Origin of the sequence: Saccharothrix sp. ST-888, assembly GCF_000955975.1 — a bacterium.
Taxonomy (GTDB): Bacteria; Actinomycetota; Actinomycetes; order Streptomycetales; family Streptomycetaceae; genus Kitasatospora.
On the sequence record NZ_JYJF01000025.1, the window covers coordinates 39,714 to 65,695 of the forward strand.

23 protein-coding genes and 1 pseudogene are annotated in these 25,982 nt (G+C 72.6%); 12 read left to right on the forward strand and 12 right to left on the reverse strand.

The window, feature by feature from the left end; genetic code table 11:
- Positions 1–3: 3 nt before the first annotated feature.
- The 7 genes from UK12_RS11615 (at position 4) to UK12_RS11645 (ending at position 7,275) form a co-directional block, all read left to right on the forward strand.
- Positions 4–927 carry a DMT family transporter gene (locus UK12_RS11615; protein ID WP_052681807.1) on the forward strand — a complete coding sequence of 308 codons (924 nt, stop codon included), beginning with the start codon at positions 4–6 and terminating at the stop codon, positions 925–927.
- Between the two features lie 71 nt (positions 928–998).
- Positions 999–2,486 (forward strand): alpha/beta hydrolase, encoded by a 1,488-nt coding sequence (locus tag UK12_RS11620; RefSeq protein WP_045302572.1) that lies wholly within the window; start codon positions 999–1,001, stop codon positions 2,484–2,486.
- Positions 2,487–2,544: 58 nt separating this feature from the next.
- Positions 2,545–2,952, forward strand: coding sequence for a nucleotidyltransferase domain-containing protein (locus UK12_RS11625; protein WP_052681808.1), 408 nt, complete (start codon positions 2,545–2,547; stop codon positions 2,950–2,952).
- Between the two features lie 198 nt (positions 2,953–3,150).
- Complete coding sequence (locus UK12_RS11630; protein ID WP_045302576.1) at positions 3,151–4,008, forward strand: arylamine N-acetyltransferase family protein; 858 nt, start codon at positions 3,151–3,153, stop codon at positions 4,006–4,008.
- A complete protein-coding gene (locus tag UK12_RS11635; RefSeq protein ID WP_045302578.1) occupies positions 4,001–4,765 on the forward strand; it encodes an alpha/beta fold hydrolase in 765 nt (254 codons plus the stop codon). The genes UK12_RS11630 and UK12_RS11635 overlap by 8 nt, the downstream gene beginning before the upstream one ends.
- Positions 4,766–5,378: 613 nt before the next feature.
- Complete coding sequence (locus UK12_RS11640) at positions 5,379–6,224, forward strand: polysaccharide deacetylase family protein (RefSeq protein ID WP_082119517.1); 846 nt, start codon at positions 5,379–5,381, stop codon at positions 6,222–6,224.
- A 40-nt stretch (positions 6,225–6,264) separates the two neighbouring features.
- Positions 6,265–7,275, forward strand: coding sequence for a ketopantoate reductase family protein (locus UK12_RS11645; protein ID WP_045302579.1), 1,011 nt, complete (start codon positions 6,265–6,267; stop codon positions 7,273–7,275).
- A gap of 35 nt (positions 7,276–7,310) precedes the next feature.
- Here UK12_RS11645 and UK12_RS11650 read toward each other — a convergent pair whose 3' ends face one another.
- Positions 7,311–8,813, reverse strand: a complete 1,503-nt coding sequence (locus tag UK12_RS11650; protein WP_045302581.1) for an aminotransferase class I/II-fold pyridoxal phosphate-dependent enzyme — start codon at positions 8,811–8,813, stop codon at positions 7,311–7,313.
- A gap of 75 nt (positions 8,814–8,888) precedes the next feature.
- On the opposite strand from UK12_RS11650, the gene UK12_RS11655 reads away from it, so the two are divergent.
- Entirely contained in the window at positions 8,889–9,839 is a 951-nt protein-coding gene (locus UK12_RS11655; RefSeq protein ID WP_197084762.1) for a LysR substrate-binding domain-containing protein, read from the forward strand.
- A gap of 7 nt (positions 9,840–9,846) precedes the next feature.
- Here UK12_RS11655 and UK12_RS11660 read toward each other — a convergent pair whose 3' ends face one another.
- The gene (locus tag UK12_RS11660; protein WP_045302587.1) at positions 9,847–10,665 is read right to left on the reverse strand and encodes an SDR family NAD(P)-dependent oxidoreductase; all 819 of its coding nucleotides are present in this window, start codon (positions 10,663–10,665) and stop codon (positions 9,847–9,849) included.
- 338 nt (positions 10,666–11,003) lie between these two features.
- Here UK12_RS11660 and UK12_RS11665 point away from each other — a divergent pair, with 338 nt between their 5' ends.
- From UK12_RS11665 to UK12_RS11675, 3 genes are all read left to right on the forward strand, one after another.
- Positions 11,004–11,873, forward strand: a complete 870-nt coding sequence (locus UK12_RS11665) for a 3-hydroxybutyryl-CoA dehydrogenase (RefSeq protein ID WP_045302589.1) — start codon at positions 11,004–11,006, stop codon at positions 11,871–11,873.
- Positions 11,874–12,111: 238 nt separating this feature from the next.
- Positions 12,112–12,669, forward strand: coding sequence for a DoxX family protein (locus UK12_RS11670; protein WP_045302590.1), 558 nt, complete (start codon positions 12,112–12,114; stop codon positions 12,667–12,669).
- Between the two features lie 265 nt (positions 12,670–12,934).
- The gene (locus UK12_RS11675) at positions 12,935–13,933 is read left to right on the forward strand and encodes a phospholipase D-like domain-containing protein (protein ID WP_045302591.1); all 999 of its coding nucleotides are present in this window, start codon (positions 12,935–12,937) and stop codon (positions 13,931–13,933) included.
- Positions 13,934–13,997: 64 nt separating this feature from the next.
- Here the strand turns inward: UK12_RS11675 and UK12_RS11680 are convergent, their stop codons facing one another.
- The 9 genes and pseudogenes from UK12_RS11680 to infC form a co-directional block, all read right to left on the reverse strand.
- Positions 13,998–14,789, reverse strand: coding sequence for a DUF4328 domain-containing protein (locus UK12_RS11680; protein WP_197084763.1), 792 nt, complete (start codon positions 14,787–14,789; stop codon positions 13,998–14,000).
- A 197-nt stretch (positions 14,790–14,986) separates the two neighbouring features.
- A complete protein-coding gene (locus UK12_RS11685) occupies positions 14,987–15,823 on the reverse strand; it encodes a chitosanase (protein ID WP_045302593.1) in 837 nt (278 codons plus the stop codon).
- Between the two features lie 357 nt (positions 15,824–16,180).
- Complete coding sequence (pheT, locus tag UK12_RS11690; RefSeq protein WP_045302595.1) at positions 16,181–18,676, reverse strand: phenylalanine--tRNA ligase subunit beta; 2,496 nt, start codon at positions 18,674–18,676, stop codon at positions 16,181–16,183.
- Positions 18,676–19,797 (reverse strand): phenylalanine--tRNA ligase subunit alpha, encoded by a 1,122-nt coding sequence (gene pheS / locus UK12_RS11695; RefSeq protein ID WP_045302597.1) that lies wholly within the window; start codon positions 19,795–19,797, stop codon positions 18,676–18,678. The genes pheT and pheS overlap by 1 nt, the downstream gene beginning before the upstream one ends.
- Before the next feature lie 265 nt (positions 19,798–20,062).
- On the reverse strand, positions 20,063–21,175 hold the full coding sequence (locus tag UK12_RS11700) for a sensor histidine kinase (protein ID WP_045302599.1): 1,113 nt from the start codon (positions 21,173–21,175) through the stop codon (positions 20,063–20,065).
- A gap of 143 nt (positions 21,176–21,318) precedes the next feature.
- Positions 21,319–22,185 carry a TrmH family RNA methyltransferase gene (locus tag UK12_RS11705; RefSeq protein ID WP_045302602.1) on the reverse strand — a complete coding sequence of 289 codons (867 nt, stop codon included), beginning with the start codon at positions 22,183–22,185 and terminating at the stop codon, positions 21,319–21,321.
- Between the two features lie 113 nt (positions 22,186–22,298).
- A complete protein-coding gene (gene rplT / locus UK12_RS11710; RefSeq protein ID WP_045302604.1) occupies positions 22,299–22,685 on the reverse strand; it encodes a 50S ribosomal protein L20 in 387 nt (128 codons plus the stop codon).
- 114 nt (positions 22,686–22,799) lie between these two features.
- A complete protein-coding gene (rpmI, locus tag UK12_RS11715) occupies positions 22,800–22,994 on the reverse strand; it encodes a 50S ribosomal protein L35 (RefSeq protein WP_045302606.1) in 195 nt (64 codons plus the stop codon).
- A gap of 311 nt (positions 22,995–23,305) precedes the next feature.
- Positions 23,306–23,857 (reverse strand): annotated as a pseudogene (gene infC, locus UK12_RS11720) (translation initiation factor IF-3); the annotation flags it as partial.
- 481 nt (positions 23,858–24,338) lie between these two features.
- On the opposite strand from infC, the gene UK12_RS11725 reads away from it, so the two are divergent.
- Positions 24,339–24,704 carry a DUF1844 domain-containing protein gene (locus UK12_RS11725; RefSeq protein WP_045302612.1) on the forward strand — a complete coding sequence of 122 codons (366 nt, stop codon included), beginning with the start codon at positions 24,339–24,341 and terminating at the stop codon, positions 24,702–24,704.
- Positions 24,705–24,842: 138 nt separating this feature from the next.
- Here the strand turns inward: UK12_RS11725 and UK12_RS11730 are convergent, their stop codons facing one another.
- Positions 24,843–25,631: an SseB family protein gene (locus UK12_RS11730; RefSeq protein WP_045302614.1), complete on the reverse strand. Its 789-nt coding sequence runs from the start codon at positions 25,629–25,631 to the stop codon at positions 24,843–24,845.
- Positions 25,632–25,982 lie beyond the last annotated feature (351 nt).

A 25,982-nucleotide genomic window follows, 5' to 3' on the forward strand; every position in this document is an offset into this window, starting at 1 on the left:
GACATGCCCGCTTCTCCCTCCCCCGGCGGCACGCTGCGCGCCGCGACCGCCATGACCGTGCTCGGCTGCTCGACCGGGGTCACCGCCCGGCTCGCCGACTACCCGCTCTTCGGCGGCCAGGCCGTCCGCTATCTGCTGGCCGCCCTGATCCTGCTGCCCGTCGCCGCGCGGCCGAGCGCCGGCCGCCCGGCACCCCGCCCGGACCTGCGCGAACTGGGACGGCTCACGGTGCTGGCGGCGACCGGGCTGTTCGGCTTCAACGTGCTGATGGTGCAGGCGCTGCGGCACACCGATCCGGCGGCGGTGGGCAGCCTGGTCGGCTGTGCACCGCTGCTGATGGCGGTGCTCGGCCCGCTGCTCGAACGGCGCCGCCCGCGGCTGCGGCTGGTCGCGGCGGCCGGGGTGGTGGTGCTCGGCGCGGCGGTCGCGCAGGGGTTCGGCACCGGGAGCACAGCCGGGTTCCTGTACGCGCTGGGGACGCTCGGCTGCGAGGCGGCGTTCTCGCTGGTCGCCGTGCCGCTGCTGCCGCGGCTCGGGCCGGTCCGGACCTCGGCGTACGCCACCGTGCTCGCGGTGCCGATGTTCGCGCTCGCCGGTCTGGCCGTGGACGGCACCGCACTGCTGCGCCGGCCGACGGGCCCGGAGCTGGCCGCGCTGCTGTATCTGGCGGTGCTGCTGACCTGTGTCGCGTTCCTGCTCTGGTACGCCGCCCTGGCCCGGCTCGGGCCCGAACGGGCCGGGCTGTTCGCGGGGTTGATCCCGGTGACGGCCGCACTGTCGGGTGCGGTCCTCGGGACCGGCGCCCTGCAGGCGGGCCAGCTCGCCGGAGCCGCCCTGGTCGGCCTCGGAGTCTGCCTGGGAGCGGCCCGCCCACGCCGTCGAGCCCTGCCGACGACAAGTCAGAAACAATTGGTGGCAGAGCAGTAGGGCTATCCCCACCCCACACCGGCCTGCTGACCGGATGGGTGGATCCGGTCCGGTGCAGAAGACTGCTCGGCATGCCGATCATCAACCGTACGGCGGCCGCGCTGGCCGCCGCCACCGCCGTCCTGTCACTCACGGCCCCGAGCGCGCAGGCCACCCCGGGCACGCAGGACGCCAACAGCGCGGTCTCCTGGGGAAGTTGTCAGAGCGACGGCCTGGATCCGCGCCAGCGGTGCGCCACCGTCCAGGTCCCGCTGGACTACGGCCGCCCGCACGGCGAGCAGATCACGGTCGCCGTCTCCCGTATCGCGAGCGGACGGCCCGACCTGCGTCGTGGCGTCCTGCTGATGATCCCGGGCGGGCCGGGCGGTTCGGGGCTCAACGGGCCGTCGGAGGCCGTGAAGCGGCTGCCGCAGGCGGTCCGGGACGCGTACGACATCGTCAGCTTCGACCCGCGCGGGGTGGGCCGCTCCACTCCGGTCAGCTGCGATCTGGCGCACGAGGACCTGGCGATGGTCAACCTCCGCCCGTGGCCCGCCCCCGACGGCGGCATCACCCGTGCCATGGACAGCGAGCGCCGGATCGCCGCCGCCTGTGCGGCCAACGGCGGGCCGGTACTGCGCAGCATGAGCACCCGCAACGAGGCCCGGGACATCGACCGGATCCGCCAGGCCCTCGGCGAGCGGAAGCTGTCCACCTGGGGCGTCTCGTACGGGACTTACGCGGGCGCGGTGTACGCGACGATGTTCCCGCAGCACACCGACCGGGTGGTGCTGGACAGCAACGACGACCCCGACCCGAGCCGGGTCGAGCGGGGCTGGCTGGCGAACTTCGCGGTCGGTGCCGAGGACCGCTTCCCCGACTTCGCGCGCTTCGCGTCCACGCCGGGCAGCGCGTACCGGATCGCCGACACTCCGCAGGAGGTCCGGCAGGTCTTCCTCGGCCTCGCGGACCGCCTCGACCGCGAGCCGATCCCCCGGCCCCGCGCCAACCCGGAGCGGCTGACCGGCAACGTGCTGCGCGAGACGATGCTGGAGAGCCTGTACTCCGACGCGGGGTTCCCCGGGCTGGCCGCCCTGATGCTGGCCGCGCTCCACGGCACGGACCTGCCCGCGCCGAGCGGGCCGCCGGACGCCGTGCAGCAGAACACCGTCGCGGCCTCCGTCGGGACGCTCTGCAACGACGTCTCCTGGCCCGGTCCGACCGCGGACTACCAGGGTACGGTCACCGCCGACCGGGCCGCGCACCCACTCACCGCCGGGATGCCGGTCAATGTGATGCCCTGCGCGTTCTGGCCCACCCCGCCCGCCGAGGCACCGACCCGGATCACGCCCGACGGTCCGTCGAACGTGCTGCTGGTGCAGAACCTGCGCGACCCCGCGACCCCGTACAGCGGGGCGCTCAAGCTGCGTGCGGCGTTCGGCCCGCGGGCACGGATGGTGGCGGTGGACTCCGGCGGCCACGACGCCTACCTCGCCAACGGAAACGCCTGCGGGGACCGGGCGGTGACGGAGTTCCTGCTCGACGGTCACCGCCCAGGCCAGGACGTACTCTGCCGCTGAGCGGGGCCCCGGCCTGAAATCGGCTGCGGGCGGACGGCCGGTCCGGCAGGATCACGCCATGCAGAATCACACCATGAACGAACCGGTCGAGGCCGCATCCGCACTGGTGCGGGAACGATTCCCCGAGGCGGTAGCAGCCTTCCTCGGCGGATCGACCGCCCGGGGGCAGGGCACCGCCACCTCCGATCTGGATGTCGTGGTGATCCTGCCCGAGCCCGCCGAGGTGTACCGGGAGACCGTCGCCTGGGCGGACCGACCGGCCGAGCTCTTCGTGCACACCGCCGCCTCGGTCCGCACGATGTTCGCCTGGGACCGGGCCAACGGCGCGCCGATCATGTCGTTCATGTGCGCGCACGGTGCCGTCCTGCTGGACCTGGACGGCAGGGCCGGCCCCGCCGACCCGCCGGACCGAACACCCGCAGCTGCGCGGGGAACTGCGCGACCGACCACCCCCGCAGCACCGTGAACACCCGACCGAGTACCCACCGCCCACCGGCGCGAGGCACCGCATTCGTCCCCCGCTGCGGCGGGACATCAGGCGGGGCATCAGGCGGGACGTGAGCCGGACGGGCAGGCCGGGCGGGCTCGGGGCGCGCCGTCGGGTGGCTCTCAGGAACTGACCGGTGCTCAGGGGGCTGTCGGTGGCGGGGGCTAGGGTGTCCGCATGCTGAACCGTACGGTGATCGAACAGTATCTGGGGCGGCTCGGCCTGCCTGAACCCGCCGCTCCGTCGGTGGCGGCGCTCTTCGCCCTGCACCGGGCCCATGTCGAGCGGGTGCCGTACGAGACGCTGGACATCCAGCTCGACCGTCCGACGACGATCGACCCGGCCGATTCGGCGGCCCGGATCCTCCGGGGCCGGGGCGGGTACTGCTTCCATCTCAACGGCGCCTTCGGCACGCTGCTGGCGGCGCTCGGATTCCAGGTGGAGTGGCATGTCGGCGGCGTGCAGGACCAGTCCCCCACGGCCGAGGCCGGGGCCGACGGGGATCACCTGGTACTCACGGTGGACTGCGAGGGCCGGCGCTGGCTGGTGGACGTCGGCCTCGGCGACGGCCTGTACGAGCCGCTGCCGCTGCGCGAGGGGGAGTACCGGCAGGGGCCGTTCACCTACCGGCTGACAGCCTCGGAGGCCGAGGTCGGCGACTGGCGCCTCGAGCACGACCCGCAGGGCTCGTTCCTCGGGATGGACTTCCTCTCCGCGCCCGCCCGGCAGGCCGACTTCGAGGCCAAGCACGTCTGGCTCTCGACGTCGCCCGAGTCCCCGTTCGCCCGGGTGGCCTGCGCGATCCGCCGGGACGCCGACGGCATGGACGCGCTGCGCGGCTGCATGCTGGTCCGGGTGGACGCCGCCGGGCGGCACCGCCACGAGATAACCGACCCGTCCGAGTGGTACGCCACCCTGGCCGACCGGTTCGGCCTGGCCCTGCCCGAGTACGGCCCCGCCGAGCGCGAGGCGCTCTGGCAGCGGGTGTTCGCGGTCCACCTGGCCTGGAAGGAGGCGACGGCCACGCATGCGTAGTGCTCCTGTCACCCCCGGCGGCGACCTGATCCGCTGGGTCGAACTGCCCGGCGCCGAGCCGGCCCGGGTGTACGTCCACGGGCTGGGCGCGAGCTCGCTCCCGTACTTCACCGAGGCCGCGCTGCACCCGCTGCTGGCCGGCCGTCGCTCGCTGCTGGTCGACCTGCTGGGCTTCGGTGTCAGCGACCGGCCGACCGACTTCGACTACACCCTGGAGTCGCACGCCGACGCCCTGGCCCGGGCGATCGAGGCGGCCGGGGTCGGCCGGGCGCAGCTGATCGCGCACAGCATGGGCGGGTCGGTGGCGATCGTCCTGTCCGCCCGCCACCCGCACCTGGTGCGCAGCCTGGTCCTGCTTGACGCCAACCTGGACGCGGTCACGCCCGGCCCCCACTGGACGGGCAGCGGCCGGATCGCCTGGTACTCCGAGGAGGAGTTCCTGGCCTCCGGCTGGGCGGAGACCGAGCGGGTGGCCGGCCCGCACTGGTGGTCCACCATGCGGCTGGCGGGCCGCGAGGCGCTGCACCGCAGCGCCGTGCACCTGTGCCGGGGCAGCGAGCAGCTGATGCGCGAGCAGCTGCTCGGCCTGGGGATTCCCCGCACCTTCCTGTACCCGGCCGCCGACGGCCCGCTGCCGGGCGCGGCCGAGCTCGCCGAGGCCGGGGTCTCGCTCGTCGCCGTTCCCGACAGCGGCCACAACCTGATGCTCGACAATCCGGACGCCTTCGCCCGGGCCGTCGTGGCCGCGGAGTCCTGACTCGGCCGCCGGTCGTCGGGCGCCAGACCATTGACGGGCGTCCGACCACTGGCGGGCGTCCGACCGTTGACGGGCGCCCGCCGGTCGACCGAGCGTCAGAGCCAGCTGTCGAAGCGCCGGATGCGCCAGGTCTTCACCACCTGGGTGAGCAGGCAGTACCCGAGCAGCGTCCCGGCGGCTTGCGAAGGCCGTGGTGGAGAGCTCGGCGGAGGAGGTGGAGGTGTCCGGCCGCACGCGTGCAGCGCTGGACGACCGGTGGCGACGGTGCGGGACCGTCAGTCGGTGATCAGGACGATCAGCTGGTCGCGCGCCGCGTGCAACGACTTCCTTCGGGACTCACCCCGAATCACCTCCTCGCTCGCGCGGTCAGAAAAGGAGACCGGATCACACGCCGACCGGCGGACACGGTGCTGCCTTCGCCCTCCGACCGTGTCACAGGGCCGCAGGGCCGCAGGGCCGCAGGGCCGCAGGGCCGCATTCGAAGCCAACCGGCCCTCACAGGTCCCGGTTCCGAAGGTCCGCCCGGGCGGTTGCCCGGACCGAAGGAAGTCCACCCGGTTGCCCTGCGCGCCCGAATCGCACGGGCTTTCAGCGCTGCTTAGGCTGGCTCCTGATGACTGTCGACCGCCGCACCGTGCTGCGTTCCACGGCCCGGCTGGCCGCCCTCGGCGCCGCCGCCGGGGTCACCACCGCCTGCGGCGACAGCGGTGACACACCGGTGCGGACCGACCCGGGGCCGGAGCAGTCCACCGGCACCGCCGCCCCCTGGCCGAGCGCACCGGCCACCCCTGCCGACAGCCCGGCTGCGGCCACCCCGAGTCCGACCGTCGCGCCGAGTCTGCCGCCGCTCTCCCCCACCACCCCCATCGAGGTGGTCAACGGTCCGCGCGACCGGCCGCAGGTGGCGCTCACCTTCCACGGCCAGGGCGACCCGGCGCTCGCGCTCGCCCTGCTCGCCGCTGCCGAACAGCACGGCGCCCGGCTCACCATCCTGGCCGTGGGCGTCTGGCTGGACCAGCAGCCGCAGCTGGCCCGCCGGATCCTGGACGGCGGCCACGAGCTCGGCAACCACACCCAGAACCACCTGGACATCTCCCGGATGCCGGCCGCCCAGGCCCGCGCCGAAGTGCAGCAGTGCGCCGACCGGCTGCGGCGGCTCACCGGCTCGATCGGCCGCTGGTTCCGGCCCTCTTCCGCCCAGTACGCCACCCCGATGGTCCGCGCCCAGGCCCGGCTGGTCGGCTACGAGCACTGCCTCTCCTACGACGTCGACCCACGCGACTACACCGACCCGGGCGCCGAGGTGGTGCAGCGCCGGGTGCTCAAGGCGGCCATCGGCGGCTCGGTGATCGCCCTGCACATGGGGCACCGGGGCACCGTCGAGGCCCTGCCGGCCATCCTGACGGGCCTGGCCGAGGCCGGCCTGAGCGCCGTGACCACCAGTCAGCTCTGCGCGTAACACCTGTCCTCAACTTGGCTGCTGTGCTTGGCTGCTGGCCATGCGCTACATCATCATCGGCGCCGGCGCCATCGGCGGCACGATCGGCGGACGGCTGTACGAGAACGGGTTCGAGGTGGTGCTGGTCGCGCGCGGAGCGCACGCCGCCGCGCTGCGGACCGGCGGGCTGCGGTTCGCCACCCCGGAGGGCGTACGGGCACTGCCCATCCCGACGGTCACGAGTCCGGGCGAGATCGGGCTGCGGCCCGACGACGTCCTGGTCCTGGCGGTGAAGACCCAGCACACCGAAGGGGTACTGGCCGAGTGGGCCCCCCGCCCGGTCGCCACCGACGAGGGTGATCCGGCGGGCGGCCGCACGGCCGCCGAGCTGCTGCCCGTGGTCTGCGCCCAGAACGGCGTGGAGAACGAGCGGATCGCCCTGCGCCGCTTCCGCCACGTCTACGGGATGTACGTCTGGATGCCCACCAGTCACCTGGAGCCGGGCCGGGTGTCCGCCTCCGGCGCACCGCTGAGCGGCGTCCTGCGCCTCGGGCGCTACCCCTGCGGCAGCGACGACAACGCCCGGCGGATCGCGGCCGACCTGGAGAAGTCGGTCTTCGCCGCCCCCGTCAGCGAGGACGTGATGCGCTGGAAGTACGGCAAGCTCCTCGGCAACGTGGGCAACGCGCTGGAGGCCGTCGCCGGACCGGTCACCGGGGAGGAGCGGACGGCGCTCTACCGGCGGGCCCGGCAGGAGTACGAGGCGGTGCTGGAGGCCGCCGGGATCCCGTACGCGACCGTGGAGGAGCAGACGGCCGACCGGGGCGATCGGGTCGAGCTGCAACCGGTGGCGGGCGAGGGGCGGGTCGGCGGGTCGTCGGCCCAGAGCCTGATCCGGGGCAGCGGGAGCATCGAGACGGACTACCTGAACGGCGAGGTGGTGCTGCTCGGGCGGCTGCACGGCGTCCCGACGCCGGTCAACGAGGCCCTGCAACGGCTGGCCGACGAGTTCGCCCGCACCGGCCGCCCGCCCGGCAGCCTGTCGGCGGAGGAGCTGGCGGCGCTCGGGTAGGCCGGGGCCCGATCGGCCGCTGCCGTCGGCGCGGTTCAGGCGCTCTCGTCCACGACGCGCAGGGTCGTCACGGCCGGGTCCGCCGCGCCTCGGACGTGGCCGCCCGGTGCGGCCGCCGTCCGGTGGAAGAAGTCGACGAGTTCGGCGGTGACGACCTCGCCGGGCAGCAGGTTGGGGATTCCCGGCGGGTAGGCGGCGAGGGTGTCGGCGGAGATCCGTCCGACGGCCCGGTACGCCGGGAGGACCAGGCAGGGGGCGAGGAAGGCCTGACGGGTGGTCAGTTCGACCGGGCCGGGCTCGGGCAGCCGCAGCCGGCTCGGCGGGGCCTGCTCGCCGAGGGGCACCGGCAGGGCGTGCAGGGCCTCGACGAAACGGTCGGTGTCCGGCTGGGCGCCCGCGCCGATCACGGCGACGACCGCCGAGTCGGTGGCGACCTCGACCAGGATCCGGTGCTCGTGCATCAGCCTGCGCCGGGCCTCGTGGCCCGAGATGCCACCGGCCCTGGTGTCGATCGGCACCCGCAGCGGATCGGCGGCGACGATGTCGGGGAAGCGGTCGAAGCCGTCGCCGACCAGGGCGAACCGGCCGACGGCACGGACGGCGGAGCGTATCTTGTCCGCCGCGTCCAGGGCGGCGGCGATCCGGTCCCGGCCGTTCACCAGGGTCCGGCGGGCCACGTCGAGCGAGGCCAGGAGCAGTGCGCTGGCGCTGGTCGACTGGGTCAGGTGGAAGACGCGCTGGACCAGGGGCTCCAGGGTGTCGCCGAAGGGCCCTTCACCGAGGTGCAGCATGGCCGACTGGGTGAGGCTGCCGCCGAGCTTGTGGGTACTGGAGACCACGAGGTCGGCGCCCTGGGCGAGCGCGTTCGCGGGCAGTTCGGGATGGAAGCCGAAGTGCGACCCCCAGGCCTCGTCGACGATGAGCGGGATACCGGCGGCGTGGGCGACCTCGGCGAGGGCGCGTACGTCGGCGACCGCGCCGAAGTAGCTGGGCGTCACCACGTAGGCGGCGGCCGCGTCCGGGTGCGCGGCGATCGTCTCGGCGAGATCGGCGGCGGTGACGCCGTGCGCGATGCCGAGGGCGGCGTCGACCGACGGCAGGACGAAGGCCGCGCGCTGCCCGGAGAGGACCAGGCCGTCGACCACGCTGGAGTGGATGCTGCGCTGGACGATCAGGGTCTCGCCGAGTGCCCGGGCGACCAGCGCCGCGATGCGGTTGCCCTGGGAGGCGCCGTTGGTGAGGAACCAGGTCCGGCGTGCGCCCCAGGCGTGCGCGGCCAGGCCGAGCGCCTGGTCCATCGGATTGCCCGCACCCAGGTCGATGCCCTCCAGCAGCGGCGGTACGTCCAGGCGCAGCGGCGCCTCGCCGACGAGCCGGGCGAGGGCGTCGGAGCGGACCGGGTCGGCGGCGTGCCCGGGTACGTTCAGCCGGAGCCAGTCCTGGCGGGCGCAGGCGCTGACGGCCTCGGCGTAGGGGGCGGTGTGGTGCGCCGCGCGGTGGGCGGCGTCCCGGGTGGTCACGGGGGTTCGGTCGGTCACAGGCAGCAGCGTCGCAGTCGGCGACGGCCAGAGGAATACTCTGTTTCCATGGGTGGCTCCAGAGATTCTCTATAGGTGGTTTCTCTCCAGGTGGAGCCGGGAGCCCAGGTGCTCGAACTGCGTCACTTCCAGGTCCTGCGCGCCGTCGCGCGCGAGGGTTCGCTCGCCGCCGCCGCGCGGGCGCTGCGCTACACCCAGCCGACCGTCACCTACCACCTCGCCACACTGGAGTCGCACTTCGGCGCACCGCTGTTCCACCGGGGACCGCGCGGGACCACCCTCACCGAGGTCGGCGAGGCGCTGCTGCCGCACGCCGAGGCGGTGCTGGAGCGCGTCAGCCTGGCGCAGCGGGAGGTGCGCGGGCTGGTGCGGCGCGGCAGCGCGACCCTGCGGGTCGGCACCTTTCCCACCGCCGGCGCGCTGCTGCTCCCGCCGGCGGTCCGGCGCCTGCACCAGCGCGGGGTGCACGTCACCCTGCGGGAGGGCGAGCTGCCGACCCTGCTGGCCGGCCTGCGCTCCCGGGAGCTGCACCTGGCTCTGGTGTTCTCCCAGCCGGGCGACCGGCTCGATCTGGAGGAGGACTTCGTCGTCCATCCGCTGCTGGAGGATCCGCTGCTGCTGGTGCTGCCCGCCGACCACCCCCAGGCCGGGCTGGACCGGGTGCCGCTCGCCGCGCTGCGCGAGGACGGCTGGATCATGGGCACCACCGACTGGGACCCGTGCGACCGCCTGCTGGTCTGGGCCTGCGCACAGGAGGGCTTCGAGCCGGTGCACGTCATGCGCACCGACGACTACGGCGTCCTGCAGGGCTTCGTCGCCGCCGGGATCGGGGTGGCGCTGGTGCCCCGGCTGGGCCTGGGCAGCCCCCGGGAGGACCTCGCCGTCCGCCCGGTCGACGGCCCGGCGCTGGCCCGGCAGATCGGCGTCGCGATGCTCAGGACCACCACGGCGGGCAGTGCCGACCAGCTGCTCGCGGAGCTGCGGGTGGAGGCCGGGCGGATCCGGCTCACCGGGCGGAACGGCTGACCCGGTGTCAGGCCATCGGGTCGTCGGGGCCGTACGGGCGCAGCCGCAGCGTACGGGCGTCCGCCTCGCGGATCGCCTCGGCCCGGGAGAGAAGTTCCTCCAGGTCGTCCCGGCCCGCGTGGAGGAACCGGCCGTGCAGTCCGTCGAAGCGCCCCCGGGCGGCGTCCACCGCGACGGCGACCATGTACGGGATGCTCTCCCACTCCGTCGTGTCCGCGAACATCGGCATCCCGGCGGTCATGTCGGTGGCCACGGCGCCGGGGCTGATGTCGAGCACCACGATCTGGTGGGCGGCCAGCGAGTCGGCGATGTTGTCGGAGAGCTGGAGCAGCGCGCCCTTGGAGGTGGCGTACGCGGTGTAGTGGCCGTCCGGGCGCAGTGCGAAGCCGGAGTTGAGGTTGAGCACCCGGCCGCGGCGCCGTTCGACCATGGCGGGGAGCACGCAGCGCATCAGGTTGAACGGGCCGCGCAGGTTGGTCTCCACCACCTGCCACCACTGGTTCGCGTCCACCTCCCACAGCGGCGCCTCGGTGCGGTCGACCTGGCCGGCGTTGTTGACCAGGAAGTCGACCGGGCCGAGGTCCCGCTCCACCGCCCGGACGGCTTCGCGGACGGCGCCCGGGTGGCACACGTCGGCGGTCACCGCGATGCCGCGCGCGCCGTGGCGCACGCACTCCTTGAGGGTGTCGATCAGGGTCTGGTGGGTGCGGCCGATCAAGCCGACGGCCATGCCCTCGGCGGCCAGGCCGATCGCGATCTCCCGGCCGATACCGCGCCCCGCCCCGGTGACCAGGGCGACCTGTCCTGTGAGCGATCCTGTCGGCATCCCTGCTCCCCGCTCCAGCTTCGGTTGGTTCGACCCCTGGATTCTGGCGGGAGGGCGGCGGCCCCGCCGGGCGGCCGACCGCACCGCTGGGGCGAACGTGGCGCATCTCATCCGATCGGCCCAGCCCCGCCGGGCGGCCGACCGCACCGCTGGGGCGAACGTGGCGCATCTCATCCGATCGGCCCAGCCCCGTCGGAGGACGCCCGGACGCGAACGAGCGTTAGCACAAGTAGTACCGTCGTCGAGGCGATGTGCCCGGCCCACCAGGCCGGGTGCGCCGCCCGCTGAACACAGCACCTCGCTGGGTCACCCCCAGCATCACCATGAAGGGCAACTGAGTGAGTGACATCGCGCGCGTCGGAGTGATCGGCTGCGGCCTCATGGGGTCGGGCATCGCTGAGGTCTTCGCCCGCTCGGGCCTGGAGGTCCTGGTCTCCGAGGCCACTGGCGAGGCCCTCGAACTGGGCCGCACCCGGCTGACCAACTCCCTGGAGACCGCCCTCCGGCGCGGCAAGCTGACCGAGGAGCAGCGCGACGAGGCCCTCGCCCGGCTCTCCTTCACCACCGACCTCGCCGACTTCGCCGACCGCGACCTGGTGGTCGAGGCGGTCGCCGAACGCGAGGACATCAAGATCCAGATCTTCCAGACCCTGGACCAGGTCGTCGAGCGCCGGGACGCCATTCTGGCCTCCAACACCTCCTCGATCCCGATCGTCAAGCTCGCCGCCGCGACCTCGCGCCCGGAGCAGGTCATCGGGCTGCACTTCTTCAACCCGGCGCCGGTGCAGAAGCTGGTCGAGGTCATCCCCACCCTCACCACCTCGGCCGAGACCACCGCGCGGATCGAGGCCTTCGCCGTGCAGGTCCTCGGCAAGGAGCCGATCCGGGCCCGCGACCGGGCCGGCTTCGTGGTCAACGCGCTGCTGGTCCCGTACCTGCTCTCGGCGGTCCGGATGTTCGAGTCGGGCGTGGCCACCGCCTCCGACATCGACAAGGGCATGGAGGCCGGCTGCGCCCACCCGATGGGCCCGCTGCGCCTGTGCGACCTGATCGGCCTGGACACCATCGTCTCCATCGCCGAGTCGATGTACGACGAGTACAAGGAGCCGCTGTACGCCGCTCCCCCGCTGCTCTCCCGGATGGTCGACGCGGGCCTGCTCGGCCGCAAGTCCGGCCGTGGCTTCTACGACTACACCGCGAGCGCCTGACCTCCCGACCCCGCAGTCCCCTCCCGCCGCCCGGCCCGGTTCTCCGGTCCGGGCGGTGGTGTTTTCGCCTCCGGAGCGGTGTAGGCACCGGACAAGGGCCTTCCACCGAGGTTGATCTGACGGATCGGCAGTTCTCCGGCGGCAACGTGCGGAATTTGTTCCAATTTGAATCATCAGGTACGGTCGAACCTCCCCTTGGTTCAAATTTGAATCATTCCCCCGAGCGCTGGAGACACGCATGCCGAACCCGACTGCCCCCGCTTCCGCCGCCCGCACCGACCGGGAGACCGACTGGCGGTCGCCGACCTCCCCGCACGCGCACGACGTCGGACTGCTGCTGCTCCGGCTCGCCCTGGGCCTGACCATGGCGGCCCACGGCAGCCAGAAGCTGTTCGGCTGGTTCGGTGGCGGCGGCATCGACGGCACCGGCGCCTTCTTCACCATGAGCGGCTACCCGGCCGGCAAGGCGATGGCCGTGGTCGCCGGTCTCACCGAGGTCTGCGGCGGGCTCGGCCTGGCCGTCGGCCTGCTCACCCCGCTCGCGGGCGCGGCGGTCGTCGGCACGATGGTCAACGCGCTCGCCGTCACCTGGGGCGGCGGATTCTTCGCCCCCAAGGGCGTGGAGTACGAGCTGCTGCTGACCGCCGGCGCCGCCGCACTCGCCCTGACCGGCCCCGGCCGGATAGCCGTCGACCGGTTCCTGCCGGTCCTGCGCTCGCACCGGCTGGCGTACGGCGCCGCCGCCGTGGTGCTCGGCCTGGTGACCGCGGCGATCATTCTGCTGCTGCGCAACTGACCTGCAGCACAGGCACACTGACGGCCGTTCGGGAATCCTCCCGGGCGGCCGTCGCGGATTTGGCGGACCGATGGGTCGAGCGGCGGGCGGACGGCCCCGGCTAAAGAGCTCCCCAAAGGCCCCGATCCTACGCGCCGTCAGAAATTAACCTCCCGCATCTACCCGCGTAAACTCCGACGGCCCCACCATGGCTGAGCACCGTCAAGAAGGCCCAACGCCCCCACCGTCAGGGGTCCATCCCCCTTTCCCGGAGCCGGAGTTCAGCATGTCCAGATTCGGTCTCGCCCGTCGGTCCTGCGCTCTCGCCGGTACCGCGCTGCTGTCCGCGATGTCCCTGCTCACGGGTGCCGGCCAGGCATCCGCGGCGAGCGGGACGTACGCGCTGCTCACCTTCCCGGACCAGGACCACAGCGCGGTCTACAGCTTCATCGACTCGGCCACCAGCTCGGTCGACGTGACCATGTACGAGCTGCGCGACACCAGCGCGGTGAACGCCCTGGTGGAACGCGAGAAGGCCGGGGTGAAGGTCCGGGTGATCCTGGACGCCAAGCACACCTCGGTGAACGGCTCGGCCTACAAGGCCCTCAAGGCCGCTGGTGTCGGCGTGACGTACTCCTCCTCCGCGTACGTCTACACGCACCAGAAGACGATCACGGTGGACGGCGCCAAGTCCCTGATCCTGACCGGGAACCTGGACTCCACGTACTACTCCTCCAGCCGCGACTACGGGGTCTTCGACGACGACTCGGCCGATGTCGCGGCGATCGAGCGGGTCTTCGCCGCGGACTACGCCAAGACCTCGGTCACCCCGGCCGACGGCGACCACCTGGTGTGGTCCCCGACCGACTCGGAGAGCCGGCTGCTCGACCTGATCAACGGCGCCCAGCAGTCCCTGGACGTCCAGGAGTTGGAGTTCGGCGACACCGACCTGGTGAACGCGATCGTGGCGGCCGAACAGCGCGGGGTGACCGTCCGGGTGGTCGGCATGGACCCGAGCAGCTACGGCGGCAACTTCGACCAGGTGACCTCGGCCGGCGGCTCGGTGGTCACCTACTCCTCCACCACCGGCCTGTACATCCACGCCAAGGCCATCGTCGCGGACTACGGCACCGCCACCGCCAAGGTCTTCGCCGGTTCGGAGAACTTCTCCGACAACTCGCTCAACAACAACCGCGAGCTCGGCCTGATCATCGACGACCAGGCCGTGCTCAGCAGTGTCGAGAGCACCTTCGCGAACGACTTCGCGAACGGCACCGCGTACTGAGCCGGTCGGGCTGGACCGACCGGTACATGGGGGTGAAGGCGGGGCCCCCGACCTCCGGTCGGCTCTAGACCGGCAGGCCCGGCTGCGGGGCGCTGCCGACGGCAGGCGGCGCCCCGTGGTACCAGGCGGAGCGCTCCGTGATCCGGGCCTCCTGCAGGGCGGTCAGCTTGCGGACGAAGAGGATCGCCAGCACCGCCGCGGTGAGGTCGAGAACGGCTTCCGCCGCCATCATCCCGGCCGCGCCCCGGAAGTCGCCCGGGGTCAGCGCCCGGCCGTACAGCCGGTCGGAGATCCGGCCCACCGCCGCGCTTGCGATCCAGGCCGACCACCAGAGGCTGACCGGAGCCTGCGAGATGAGCGCCCGGGTGCCCTGTCGGTCGGCCGGGGCGCTCGCCTGCCAGGTGTCACCGGCGATCTGGCGGGGGAACCAGAGGAGTACCACGGGCGTGAACCAGGCGCCGATGCTCCAGCCGCGGCCGCGGCGGTGACCGGCCGGGTCGAAGATCTCGGCGTTCACCCTGACCCGGTAGAACCAGATGATGAACACCACTGCGGTGGCCGCCATCATGAGCAGCTGCAGGCCGCCGGTCATGACCACGGCCGCCTCGGCCAGGTCGCGCCGGTCGGTGTCCGCCTGCCGGTAGAGGCTGAACGCCGCGAGCAGCGCGAGCAGCGCGGCGAAACCGCAGCCGCCCAGCAGTACCGAGGCCGCGATACCGATCCCGCGCGGGGACTTGAGCCCGGCGGTGGACGGCGGCTGCGGCCGGTTCCCCGGCGCGGGCGGGTAGCCGGCGGCGCAGGGCTGGCAGCGGCCGTGCGGCAGGGCAGGCGCGGTGCTGCAGTTCGAGCACAACACGGTGGTGAACTCCCATGGACGGACAGGTGAGCGGATCCGCTCATTCCCCCCGGATCGGAGGGGCACAAAGGAGGACAGTATGACAGTCATCAATGGTCTTGCCTGCTGATTATTTCTCCCAACCGGGAAGCACATCGGGTGGGATGATGAATTGTCATCATCCCACCCGACTTGGATACCGCTTTGCCCGGCCCGGATCAGCTGTTGATGCTGTACGGGTCGCCGTAGACCTTCCACTTCAGCGGCGGGTTCAGGTCGAAGTTCTTGGCGTTGAGGAAGACCCGCTGCTCGGTGTCGACCCGGCTGGTGTCGCTGTGCGCCTCCTCCTTCTTCATGACGACCTTGCGGGCATCCAGGTAGGCGTTGAGGTAGGTGGCCTCGTCGCCGCCCTGGGCCGGCGTCCTGGCCTTCTTCATGGCGGCGGCGCGGATACCGCCGAAGCTGTCCGAGTCGTTGCCGGGACCGTGCATCACCATGGCGTCGTAGTAGATGAACTGCCCGAGCGCGCGCAGTCCGTCCGCCTTGGCCTGCTTGACGGCCGGGTCGAAGTAGACGCGGTCGCGCTCGTCGTTCTGCGCCTGCTGGAAGACGGTGTCCTTGGCGGCGGTGGCCCAGTCCTTGGTGAACGCGGTGCCGAGGCCGGAGTGCGAGTCCGAGCCGTTGACCTTCTTCAGCGCGGGCAGGTACTTGGCGAGGATGTTGCCCGGCTTCAGGTCGGTGTAGTGCTGGACCAGGTCGAGCATGTCACCGGTCCCCGAACAGAAGCCGATGATCCCCGCGGTGTAGCCGCGGCCGTCACCGATGTCCTCGATGTACTTGTACTGCGCCTTCCAGTCCAGCGAGGAGTTCTCGGCGCTGGACACCAGCTGCATGGCGATGTCCTTCTTGTGCGCGTCTTCGAGGCCGACCCCGGCCTTCACCGTCGCGGCGGCGGGAGTCGCGGCGTGCCCGACCCCGGCGGTGGCGAGCGATGCGGGGATCACGGCAAGCGCGACTGCGAGAGCGATACGGCCGACCCGGTGCTGCGAGTGCATATGACACTCCGTCTTCTGTCGCCGGGCACAGGGGTACCCGAGGAGAGGATTAGGAAACTTTCCTAACGGATTTCTACGCCGATTGACGCGCTCACCGCAAGGGGCACGACATATCGAATCCGAACGCGTCCGCTGGCCCGCACCGGTCGACACCCCGGCTCAACACCCCCTGGGAGATGGCGAGTTCGCAGGTCACACCGGCTCCGTCGGGCCACTTCGCACCCCGCCGCACCCGCTCTGGCGCCACCGCGCCGGAGAACGCCGAAGGGCCCCCGGAGCGGAAAGCTCCGGGGGCCCTTCGGCGTGACGACACCCGATCAGGCGCCGCATCGGCGCATCAGGCGCTGTGCCTGCGCATCAAGCGCCGCGCAGTACCGCGCCCGTACGGGCCGAGGCGGCCGCCACGGCCGACTCGCGCGCTGCCGAGGCCTCGTCGGCCGTCAGCGTCCGGTCGGCGGCGCGGAAGCGCAGCGAGTACGCCAGCGACTTCTTGCCCTCGCCCGCCTGCTCGCCGGTGAAGACGTCGAACAGCCGGATGGACTCCAGCAGTTCGCCCGCCCCCTGGCGCAGCGCGGCCTCCACCTCGGCGGCCGGGACGGCGGCGTCCACGATCAGGGCGACGTCCTGGGTGGCCACCGGGTACGAGGACACGGCCGGACCGCTCACCCGCCGCCCGCCGTCGGCGAACAGCAGGTCCAGGTCGAGCTCCATCACGCTGGTGCGCTCGGGCAGGTTCAGCGCCTTGATGACGCGCGGGTGCAGCTCACCCGCGTAGCCCACCACCCGGTCGCCGACGGCCAGTTCGGCGCAGCGGCCCGGGTGCCAGGGGGCCCGCTGGGCCTGCCGGACCGTCAGCTCGGCGTTGGCCGCGGCCGCGACCGTGCGGGCGGCCTCGACGGCGTCCGCCCAGGAGGCGGCACCGCCCTTGCCCCACCAGCCGGACGGCAGCCGCTCGCCGGCGAGCGCCACCGCCACGCGGCGCGGCTGGTCGGGCAGCGCGGCGTCGAGGGCGGCGAGCTCCTCGTCGGTCGGACGGCGGTCGACCGGCAGGCGCGGCGCGACCTTCGGCTCCGCCCTGGGCAGGAAGACCGTGCCCAGCTCGAACAGCGCCAGGTCGGTGTTGCCCCGGCCGACGTTGCGGCGCAGCGCGCCCAGCAGACCGGGCAGCAGCGAGGTCCGCAGCGACGGCTCCTCGTCGTTGAGCGGGTTGACCAGCGTGACCGTACGGCGGCGCTCGTCGTCCGGCTCGAACCCGAGGGCGTCGAGAGCGGCCTGGCCGACGAACGGGTAGTTGTTCACCTCGACGTAGCCGGCGCCGGCCAGCGCCACGCCGGTACGGCGGTGGAAGCGCTGGGCCTCGGTCAGCCCGCGGCCCGGCGGGACGGTGGGCATCCGGGCGGGCACGTTGTCGTAGCCCTCCAGGCGGATGACCTCCTCCGCGAGGTCGTACGGGTCGGTGAGGTCGGGGCGCCAGCTCGGCGGGGTGACCTCCAGGACGTCCGCGCCGACCACGGTGCAGCCGATCTCCTGCAGGCGCCGGGTGACGGTCTCGCGGCCGTACTCAGTGCCCGCGACCCGGTCCGGCAGCTCGGCGGCGATCGCGATGGTGCGCAGCGGGTGCGGCGCGGCGATGTCGGTGACCCCGGCCTCGGCGGTGCCGCCGGCGATCAGGACCAGCAGGTCGACCGCGCGCTGGGCGGCGGCGCGGGCGGCCTCCGGGTCGACGCCGCGCTCGAAGCGCTTGGACGCCTCGGAGGGCAGCTTGTGCCGCTTGGCGCTGCGGGCGATGGTGACCGGGTCGAAGTGCGCGGCCTCGATGACGACCTCGGTGGTGCCCGGGCCTGCGGCCGGGTCGAGGATCTCGGTGGAGGCGCCGCCCATGACCCCGGCCAGGCCGATCGGCCCGGAGTTGTCGCAGATCAGCAGGTCCTCGGCGGAGAGCTTGCGCTCGACGCCGTCCAGCGTGGTGAGGGTCTCGCCCTCCTCCGCCCGGCGGACCAGGATCGGGCCGTCGACCCGCTCGCGGTCGTAGGCGTGCAGCGGCTGGCCGACCTCCAGCATCACGTAGTTGGTGATGTCGACGGTCAGCGAGATCGGGCGGATGCCCGACTTCTGGAGTCGGCGCTGGAGCCAGATCGGCGACTGCGCGTTCGGTTCGATACCGGTGACGGTGCGGGCGACGAAGCGGTCGCAGCCGGCCGGGTCGGCGACCTTCACCAGGTAGCCGTAGGAGTTGGCCGGCGGGACGTCCAGCAGCGCCGGGTCGGCCAGCGGCAGCCCGTACGCGGCGGCGGCCTCGCGGGCCACCCCGCGCATGGACAGGCAGTAGCCGCGGTCCGGGGTGACGGCGATGTCCAGGACCTCGTCCACCAGCTCCAGCAGCTCGATGGCGTCGGTGCCGGGCTCGTGGTGCGACTCCAGCACGATGATGCCGTTGTGGTCGTCGCCCATGCCGAGCTCGCGGGCGGAGCAGATCATGCCGGCCGAGGTGTGGCCGTAGGTCTGCCGCGCGGCGATCGGGAACGGGCCGGGCAGCACGGCGCCCGGGAGGACCACCACGACCTTGTCGCCGACCGCGAAGTTGGTCGCACCGCAGACGATCTCCTGCGGCTCACCGGTGCCGTTGGCGTCGCCGACGTTGACGTAGCAGTGCCGGATCGGCTTCTTGAAGCCGGGCAGCTCCTCGATCGACAGCACCTCGCCGACCACCAGCGGGCCCTTGAGGTCGGCGCCGATCTGCTCGACGGTCTCGACCTCCAGACCGGCGCGGACCAGGCGGGCCGCGACGTCGCGGCCGCTCTCACCCGCCGGAAGGTCGACGTACTCGCGCAGCCAGGAAAGCGGGACGCGCATCAGATCTCCATCCCGAACGGGAGGGTGAAGCGGACGTCACCCTCGACCATGTCGCGCATGTCGGCGACGTTGTGGCGGTTCATCAGGATTCGCTCCAGGCCCAGGCCGAAGGCGAATCCGCTGTAGCGGTTGGGGTCGACGCCGCAGGCGACCAGCACGCGCGGGTTGACCACGCCGCAGCCGCCGAGCTCGATCCAGCCCTCGGAGGAGCAGGTCCGGCACGGCTTGTCCGGGTTGCCGACGCTCTCGCCGCGGCACACGAAGCACTGCAGGTCGATCTCGGCGCTCGGCTCGGTGAACGGGAAGTACGAGGGGCGCCAGCGCAGTTCGAGGCCGTCGCCGATCAGCTTGGAGACCAGCAGCTCGATGGTGCCCTTGAGGTCGGCGAAGGTGATGCCCTCGTCCACCGCGAGGCCCTCGACCTGGCGGAAGACCGGGGTGTGGGTGGCGTCCAGCTCGTCGGTCCGGTAGACCCGGCCGGGGCAGACCACGTAGACGGGGGGCTCGCGGTCGAGCAGGGTGCGGGCCTGGACCGGGGAGGTCTGGGTGCGCAGCACCACGCCGGAGTCAGCGGAGCCGTCCGGGGCCTGGACGAAGAAGGTGTCCTGCATCGAACGGGCCGGGTGGTCCGGGCCCAGGTTGAGGGCGTCGAAGTTGAGCCACTCGGCCTCGACCTCGGGACCCTCGGCGACCTCGTAGCCCATGGCCACGAAGGTGTCCTCGATCCGCTCGGCGAGCGTGGTCAGCGGGTGGCGGGCGCCCCGCGGGGTGCGGCCGTACGGCAGCGTGACGTCCACCGCCTCCTCGACCAGCACGCGGGCGTCGCGCTCCGCCTCCAGCTCGGCCTGGCGCCTGGCCAGGGCCTGGTTGACGGCGCCACGGGCCTGGCCGATCAGCTTGCCTGCGGCGGCCTTGGCGTGCGGGGGCAGCGCACCGATCTCGCGGTTGGCGAGCGAGAGCGGCGACCGGTCGCCGGTGTGCGCGACCTTCGCCTCCTTGAGCTGCGCCAGGTCGCCGGCCTCGGCGAACGCGGCGAACGCCGCGTCCCGGGCCTGCTCCACCACCTCGGGCTTCAATGCCTCGACCTCTACCGGGTCGTACGACTTGTTGGGTGCCGACATCGCTATCTTTCCCGTGCTCCTGCTCGTGAAGTGAAGGGGTCTGTCTCGCCCTTGCGCTACGCCCGGCGTGGCCGGGGCACGGGCAGCCGCTCCCGTATCGGTCAGGAAGGGTGTCCGCGGCGCGGCCGCGCAGGGCGTCCCACAACGCCAAAGGTCGAGTGTAGTCGCAGCGCGTACACACCCTGGGCGGGCGTCCGCGCGGTGCGCCCGCCGGGCCAGGACCTCGAAGGGCGGTGGAGCGTGCTGCGCTGGTCGCTCAGCCGCCTCACAGCATGAAGTCGGGCACCCCGGCGGGCAGGATAAATCGGAACCGGGCGCCGCCGCCGGGTGCGCGGCTGATCCTGATGGTGCCGCCGTGGGCCTCGACGATGCCCTTGACGATATAGAGCCCGAGGCCGGTGCCACCGCGCTTGGAGCCGCGCCAGAAGCGGGTGAAGACACGCGGCATCGACTCCTCGGGGATGCCGGTGCCTTCGTCGCTCACGGTGACCGCGGTCCCTTCTATGACCCGGCCCTCCAGGGCCCTGGGCGGGGTGCCGGGGCGCTCCCAGCCGGCCGCCTCGACCAGTTCCTTGGCGGGCGCCACCTCGATCGTGACAGTTCCCTCACCGTGCCGCACCGCATTTTCCAGCAGGTTGGCCAGCACCTGGTCGATCTTGTCGGGGTCGGCCCAGAGCTGGGTGAGCGGCCCGGCGATCCTGATGTCGAAGCGGTCCGCCGGGATCCCGGCGGCGACCTTGCCGTCCACGTGCCGCCGGACCGCCGCCGCCAGGTCCACCACCTGCTTGCGGACCTCCAGCCGTCCGGCGTCGATCCGGGAGATGTCCAGGAGTTCGGCGATCAGGCGGGTGACCCGGTCCGCGTCGGCGTCGACGGTCTCCAGCATCACCCGCTTCTGCCCGTCGGTGAACCGCTCCCACTTGGCCAGCAGCGTGGCGGTGAAGCCCTTGACGCTGGTGAGCGGTGAGCGCAGCTCGTGCGCGACGGTGGCGATCAGCTCGGCGTGGCTGCGTTCGGTACGGCGGCGCGCCTCGGTGCCGCGCAGCGCGACCACCACCTGCCGGACCGGGCCGCAGGGCCGGTCCCGCACGTACCGGGCGGAGACCAGCACCTCGCGGCCGCCGGGCAGCAACAGGTTGCGTTCGGGCTGGCCGGTGCGGATGGCCAGCCCGCCGTACGGGTCGGTCAGCTGCCACCAGCGGCGGCCGTCCAGGTCCTCCAGCGGGAGCGCCTGCTCCAGCGGGGTGCCGAGGGCGGTGCGGATCCCGGTGAGCCGGGCGGCGGCACGGTTGAAGCAGACCACCTCGCCCGCGGCGTCCGCGATCACCAAGCCGTCCGGCAGGTCGTCCGGGTTCACCTGGGACCCGCTGCCGACCATGGGCGTCCTCCCCGCTCAGAGCCTCCGGTGCCAAAGGCTGCCACGGCGGGCCCGGTCCGTGCTCCGCCGCCCGGTCCACCGTGCGCTGGTGTCGGTGGCACTACCCACCGTGTCCGTTCCCCCACGGCCCGACCCTAGCGTCCCTACCCCTGTGCGCGACACCCTCCGGGCGAGCGCTGGGCGCGAGCGGAGGCGTAGAGGCAGACGGCGGCGGCGGTGGCGAGGTTGAGGCTCTCGGCGTGACCGTGAATGGGGACGCGCACCACCTCGTCGGCGAGTGCGCGGGTCTCCTCCGGCAGACCCCAGGCCTCGTTGCCGAACACCCAGGCGCCGGGCGCACCCAGGGTGCCCTCGTCCAGCTCCTGGTCGAGATCGCGCTCCCCCGCGCCGTCGGCGGCCAGCACCCGTACGCCCGCCTCGCGCAGCCGTCCGACCGCCTCCTCGACCGGCACGCCGACCGCGAACGGCAGGTGGAACAGGCTGCCCACCGAGGCCCGGACGGCCTTCGGGTTGTACGGGTCCACCGAGGCGTCGGTGAGGATCACCGCGTCCGCCCCGGCCGCGTCGGCGGTCCGCAGCACGGTGCCCGCGTTCCCGGGGTCGCGCACGTGCGCCAGCACGGCGACCAGCTGCGGGCGGGCCTTCAGCACCTCGTCGAACGGGGTGTCGAGGAAGCGGCAGAGTGCGACGATGCCCTGCGGGGTCACGGTGTCGCAGATCTCGGCGATCACCTCGTCGGTGGCGGTGAGCACCGGCAGACCGGCCGCCTCGGCGGCACCGACGATGTCGGCGTGCCGCTCGGCGGCCTCCTGGGTCAGGTAGATCTCGACCACGGCGTGCTCGTCCGAGCCCGGCAGGTGCCCGTACGCGACCGCCTCCCGGACCGCCTGCGGGCCCTCGGCGAGGAAGCGGCGGTCCTTGCTGCGCTGGTTGCGCCGGGCCAGCTTGCGGGCGGCGACGACGCGCGGGGAGCGCAGGGAGGTGAGCAGGGGGGTGTCGGTGCTCTGCATGCTCTCGTTCTCTGTGGGCGGCTCTGCGGGTATGACCCTGGGAAGCACTCAGACCCGCAGGCAAGCCTGCGGGTCTGAGCGGATCAGCTACGGTGCCGAAGCTCCGGCCTGGATCAGGCGGCGACCTTGGGGGCGTTGACGTCCTCCGGCAGCGCCTTCCGGGCGACCTCGACCAGCGCGACGAACGCGACCTGGTCGTTGACGGCCAGCTCGGCCAGCATCTTGCGGTCGATCTCGACGCCGGCAGCCTTCAGACCCTGGACGAAGCGGTTGTAGGTCATGCCGTTGGCACGGGCCGCAGCGTTGATGCGCTGGATCCACAGCTGACGGAAGTCGCCCTTGCGCTTCTTACGGTCGTTGAAGTTGTAGACCAGCGAGTGGGTGACCTGCTCCTTGGCCTTGCGGTACAGGCGCGAGCGCTGGCCGCGGTAGCCGCTGGCGCGCTCCAGGATGACCCGGCGCTTCTTGTGGGCGTTGACTGCCCGCTTGACGCGTGCCACTTGATTACTCCTTGGGTTGGACCACGGACTACTTCACGTGGTCCGTCAATCGAATGGGTCGGGAAGGATCAGCTGGCCCACCGGTCCGCGGCTGCGGCCCAGGCGGGAGGGCGATCACTTGCCCAGAAGCTTCTTGATCTTCTTGGCGTCGGCCGGGGCCAGCTCGACCGTGCCGGCCAGCTTGCGGGTCAGCGTCGAGGGCTTGTGCTCGAGCAGGTGGCGACGGCCGGCACGCTCGCGCAGCACCTTGCCGGAGCCGGTGATCTTGAAGCGCTTGCTGGCGCCGCTGTGGGTCTTTTGCTTCGGCATGTCGCCGTATCTCCTCGTCGGTCCGCCCGCCGCCCGCGCTCCGGAGAGCGCGGGCGGCGAACTGGATGGATCACTGGTACGCAGGGCAGGCTGCCCCGGCACCTCGGTGGCCGGTCCGCCCGGACCGCCGTGAGCCCTGGGGCTCAGGCGTCCTGAGCGGCCTCGGCCGGCTGCTCGACCTCGGCATCCTCGGCGTCGGCCTGCGCGGCCTCCGCCTCGGCAGCGGCGTTCTCGGCCTCGAGCGCAGCGTCGTCATCCGCCTCGTCGGCGTCGTTCGGACCGACGTTCCGGCCCTGACGCTCGGCCTTGCGGGCGTCCGCTGCGGCGCGGGCCTCGGCCATCGCCTCGGTCTTCTTCTTGTGCGGGCCAAGAACCATGATCATGTTACGGCCGTCCTGCTTGGCCGAGGACTCGACGAATCCCAGGTCCTGGACGTCGTTCGCGAGCCGCTGCAGCAGTCGGAAGCCCAGCTCGGGGCGGGACTGCTCACGACCGCGGAACATGATCGTGATCTTGACCTTGTCGCCCTGCTTGAGGAACCGGACGACGTGACCCTTCTTGGTGTCATAGTCGTGCGGGTCGATCTTCGGCCGGAGCTTCATCTCCTTGATGACCGTGTGCGCCTGGTTCTTGCGCGCCTCACGGGCCTTCATGGCCGACTCGTACTTGAACTTGCCGTAGTCCATGAGCTTGCACACCGGCGGCCGGGCGGTCGCCGCGACCTCGACAAGGTCAAGGTCGTACTCCTGCGCAAGCTCCAGCGCCTTGGCAAGCGGCACGATGCCGACCTGCTCGCCGCTGGGACCGACGAGTCGCACCTCGGGGACGCGAATCCGGTCGTTGATGCGGGGCTCGGTGCTGATGGGGCCTCCTCGGTTGCACCTTCTGCGATGCGGCCGTCGGACGGCGGTCGCACGTAGTGGACTCGACCACTGGGCGGGGCTTCATTCGTGCTGCGCTGCTTCGCGATGCAAGCACCGCGGCACGAAAAAAGCCCCGCTCGGTACACAAGCGGGGCTCCACACAACCGGGGGCGGCATCCGTCTGGAACGGACGCAGCTGGCGACTTCCGGACCTTGCGGCCGGTGTCGCGGACCGGACCCTCCGACCGCGAGGCCGGACAGGTGGGAGACTTTCGCGGTTGCCCTCTCGGGCCTCCTGAGGTGGAGCCTCCTCTTGCTGGCCGGGAATCCTTGCGGGTTCCTGGCCGGTCAGTCTCGAAGCATACCAGCGTTTCGACCCCGGTACGTATTCCTGACCTGAGTCCATTCTGCTGGTCAGCGCTCCGGCGGCCCCTTGTACGCTCCCTGTGTACCTCTTCAGACCGGACGAAGTGAGCACCCAGTGAGCACCGACAGCAACCCGAACGACGAGGCCCTCGGCTTCGACGACCTCACCCGCGACATCGCCGAGGTCCCGGCCGTCGAGGTGATCACCACCGTCGCGGTGCACCTGATGAGCGCGGCCGCCGTCAAGTGCGGCCTCGCCGAGGGCGGCGAGAAGGACAAGGACCTGGACGAGGCCCGCAAGCTGATCACCGCGCTGGCCGGCCTGGTCACCGCCGGGGCTCCCGAGATCAGCAACTTCCACGCCGCCCCGCTGCGCGACGGGCTCCGCTCCCTGCAGCTCGCGTTCCGCGAGGCCTCCATGGTCCCGGACGCTCCCGGCACCGGCCCGGGCGAGAAGTTCACCGGTCCCGTCTACAGCTGACGGGCGGGCGGCCGGGCGGCGCCGGGCCGCGCCTCAGGGGCGCGGGGTGCCCAGCGGGCAGGTGTCCGCCCGGGCCGCTCAGTCGACCAGCGCAGTCAAGTCATTACGGTCGGTTCAGCCCTGCGCCCCCAAGTGCCGCTACGAGACCTCGCGCTCGTACAGGGGCTGGCCGGTGGGCGCGCTGGTCGCCGGGAGCAGTGCCAGGTCGAGCCCCTGGCCGAGCCTGACCCGGAGCAGGGCGTCACCGGCCAGGGCCGCGGCCAACCGCTGCGCCAGCTCCGCCACCTGTGCGTCCGGTTCGAGCGCGAGCGCCAGCACCGCGTCGGTCCCGGCGGAAGCCGAGGGGCGCAGCTCGGCGCGCAGGACCGCGGGTTCGGCGGCGAGCAGGGCCCGGACCGCCCGCCGGACCTCCGGGTCCTGCACGGGCGGCAGGTACGGACGGTTCTCCGCGACGGCCCGCAGCCGGGCACCGCTCAGCGGGTAACTGACCGGGCCCGCCGGGTCGATCAGCAGGGTGTCGGCACGCTCGGAGTAGGCGACCATCGCGGCCTGCGGGGCGGCGACCGGGGCCGGGCGGGCGTCGGGCCGCCACCGGGCCATGGTCTCCAGCGAGGTGAAGGCCGGCAGGGCGCGGCGGCCGTCGGCGGCCTCGATCACCGGCACCGCCATGTCGCTGGTCTTCTCGTGCTTGAGCCCTCTCCCAGCCTTCGGCCGGGGGGACCCCCTTCGCGCTTCGCTCTCATCGGTCTCCACCTCGCCGAGCAGGGCGACGATCGGGACCATCAGCCGACTGGGCGTCAGGGCTTCGAGCACGTCGGGCTCGGCGGCCCGGTCCTCGGCCCACGCGGCCAGTGCGGCGCTGAGGCGGGGGTCGGCGGTGCCGTCGTCGTCGGCGAATCCGGGGTTCGGGATGTTCTTGCGGTCCACCGGTCGAGCCTATGCCACCTTACGACCGCGCTGCTCAGCCGCGCCGCCCGGCCAACCCGGCCAACCCGGCCAACCCGGCCAACCCGGCCAACCCGGCCAACCCGGCCAACCCGGCGGGAGCCTGCGCGGACAGCCCGCCGCACGGAACGGCACCGCTTCCGGCCGGCCGGGCGTGTGTCCCAATGGGCTGCCGACCCCTACCCCGCGGTAGGGGCGGTGTGGCACGCTGCGCGCATGGTCAACCTCCGCGCTGCCGGACCCGCTGCCGGGACGGCCTCCGACCGGGCCCGCTACGACCGGGCCACTGCGCACCTCGATGCGCCGTTGGCCATCGTCGATCTGTCCGCCTTC

What these genes read in the sequence shown, in the direction of transcription:
- UK12_RS11615 (WP_052681807.1), top strand. Translation starts at nt 4, where the DNA reads ATGCCCGCTTCTCCCTCCCCCGGCGGCACGCTGCGCGCCGCGACCGCC.
- UK12_RS11620 (WP_045302572.1), top strand. Translation starts at nt 999, where the DNA reads ATGCCGATCATCAACCGTACGGCGGCCGCGCTGGCCGCCGCCACCGCC.
- UK12_RS11625 (WP_052681808.1), top strand. Translation starts at nt 2,545, where the DNA reads ATGCAGAATCACACCATGAACGAACCGGTCGAGGCCGCATCCGCACTG.
- UK12_RS11630 (WP_045302576.1), top strand. Translation starts at nt 3,151, where the DNA reads ATGCTGAACCGTACGGTGATCGAACAGTATCTGGGGCGGCTCGGCCTG.
- UK12_RS11635 (WP_045302578.1), top strand. Translation starts at nt 4,001, where the DNA reads ATGCGTAGTGCTCCTGTCACCCCCGGCGGCGACCTGATCCGCTGGGTC.
- UK12_RS11640 (WP_082119517.1), top strand. Translation starts at nt 5,379, where the DNA reads ATGACTGTCGACCGCCGCACCGTGCTGCGTTCCACGGCCCGGCTGGCC.
- UK12_RS11645 (WP_045302579.1), top strand. Translation starts at nt 6,265, where the DNA reads ATGCGCTACATCATCATCGGCGCCGGCGCCATCGGCGGCACGATCGGC.
- UK12_RS11660 (WP_045302587.1), bottom strand. Translation starts at nt 10,665, where the DNA reads ATGCCGACAGGATCGCTCACAGGACAGGTCGCCCTGGTCACCGGGGCG.
- UK12_RS11670 (WP_045302590.1), top strand. Translation starts at nt 12,112, where the DNA reads ATGCCGAACCCGACTGCCCCCGCTTCCGCCGCCCGCACCGACCGGGAG.
- UK12_RS11675 (WP_045302591.1), top strand. Translation starts at nt 12,935, where the DNA reads ATGTCCAGATTCGGTCTCGCCCGTCGGTCCTGCGCTCTCGCCGGTACC.
- UK12_RS11685 (WP_045302593.1), bottom strand. Translation starts at nt 15,823, where the DNA reads ATGCACTCGCAGCACCGGGTCGGCCGTATCGCTCTCGCAGTCGCGCTT.
- pheT (WP_045302595.1), bottom strand. Translation starts at nt 18,676, where the DNA reads ATGCGCGTCCCGCTTTCCTGGCTGCGCGAGTACGTCGACCTTCCGGCG.
- pheS (WP_045302597.1), bottom strand. Translation starts at nt 19,797, where the DNA reads ATGTCGGCACCCAACAAGTCGTACGACCCGGTAGAGGTCGAGGCATTG.
- UK12_RS11700 (WP_045302599.1), bottom strand. Translation starts at nt 21,175, where the DNA reads ATGGTCGGCAGCGGGTCCCAGGTGAACCCGGACGACCTGCCGGACGGC.
- UK12_RS11705 (WP_045302602.1), bottom strand. Translation starts at nt 22,185, where the DNA reads ATGCAGAGCACCGACACCCCCCTGCTCACCTCCCTGCGCTCCCCGCGC.
- rpmI (WP_045302606.1), bottom strand. Translation starts at nt 22,994, where the DNA reads ATGCCGAAGCAAAAGACCCACAGCGGCGCCAGCAAGCGCTTCAAGATC.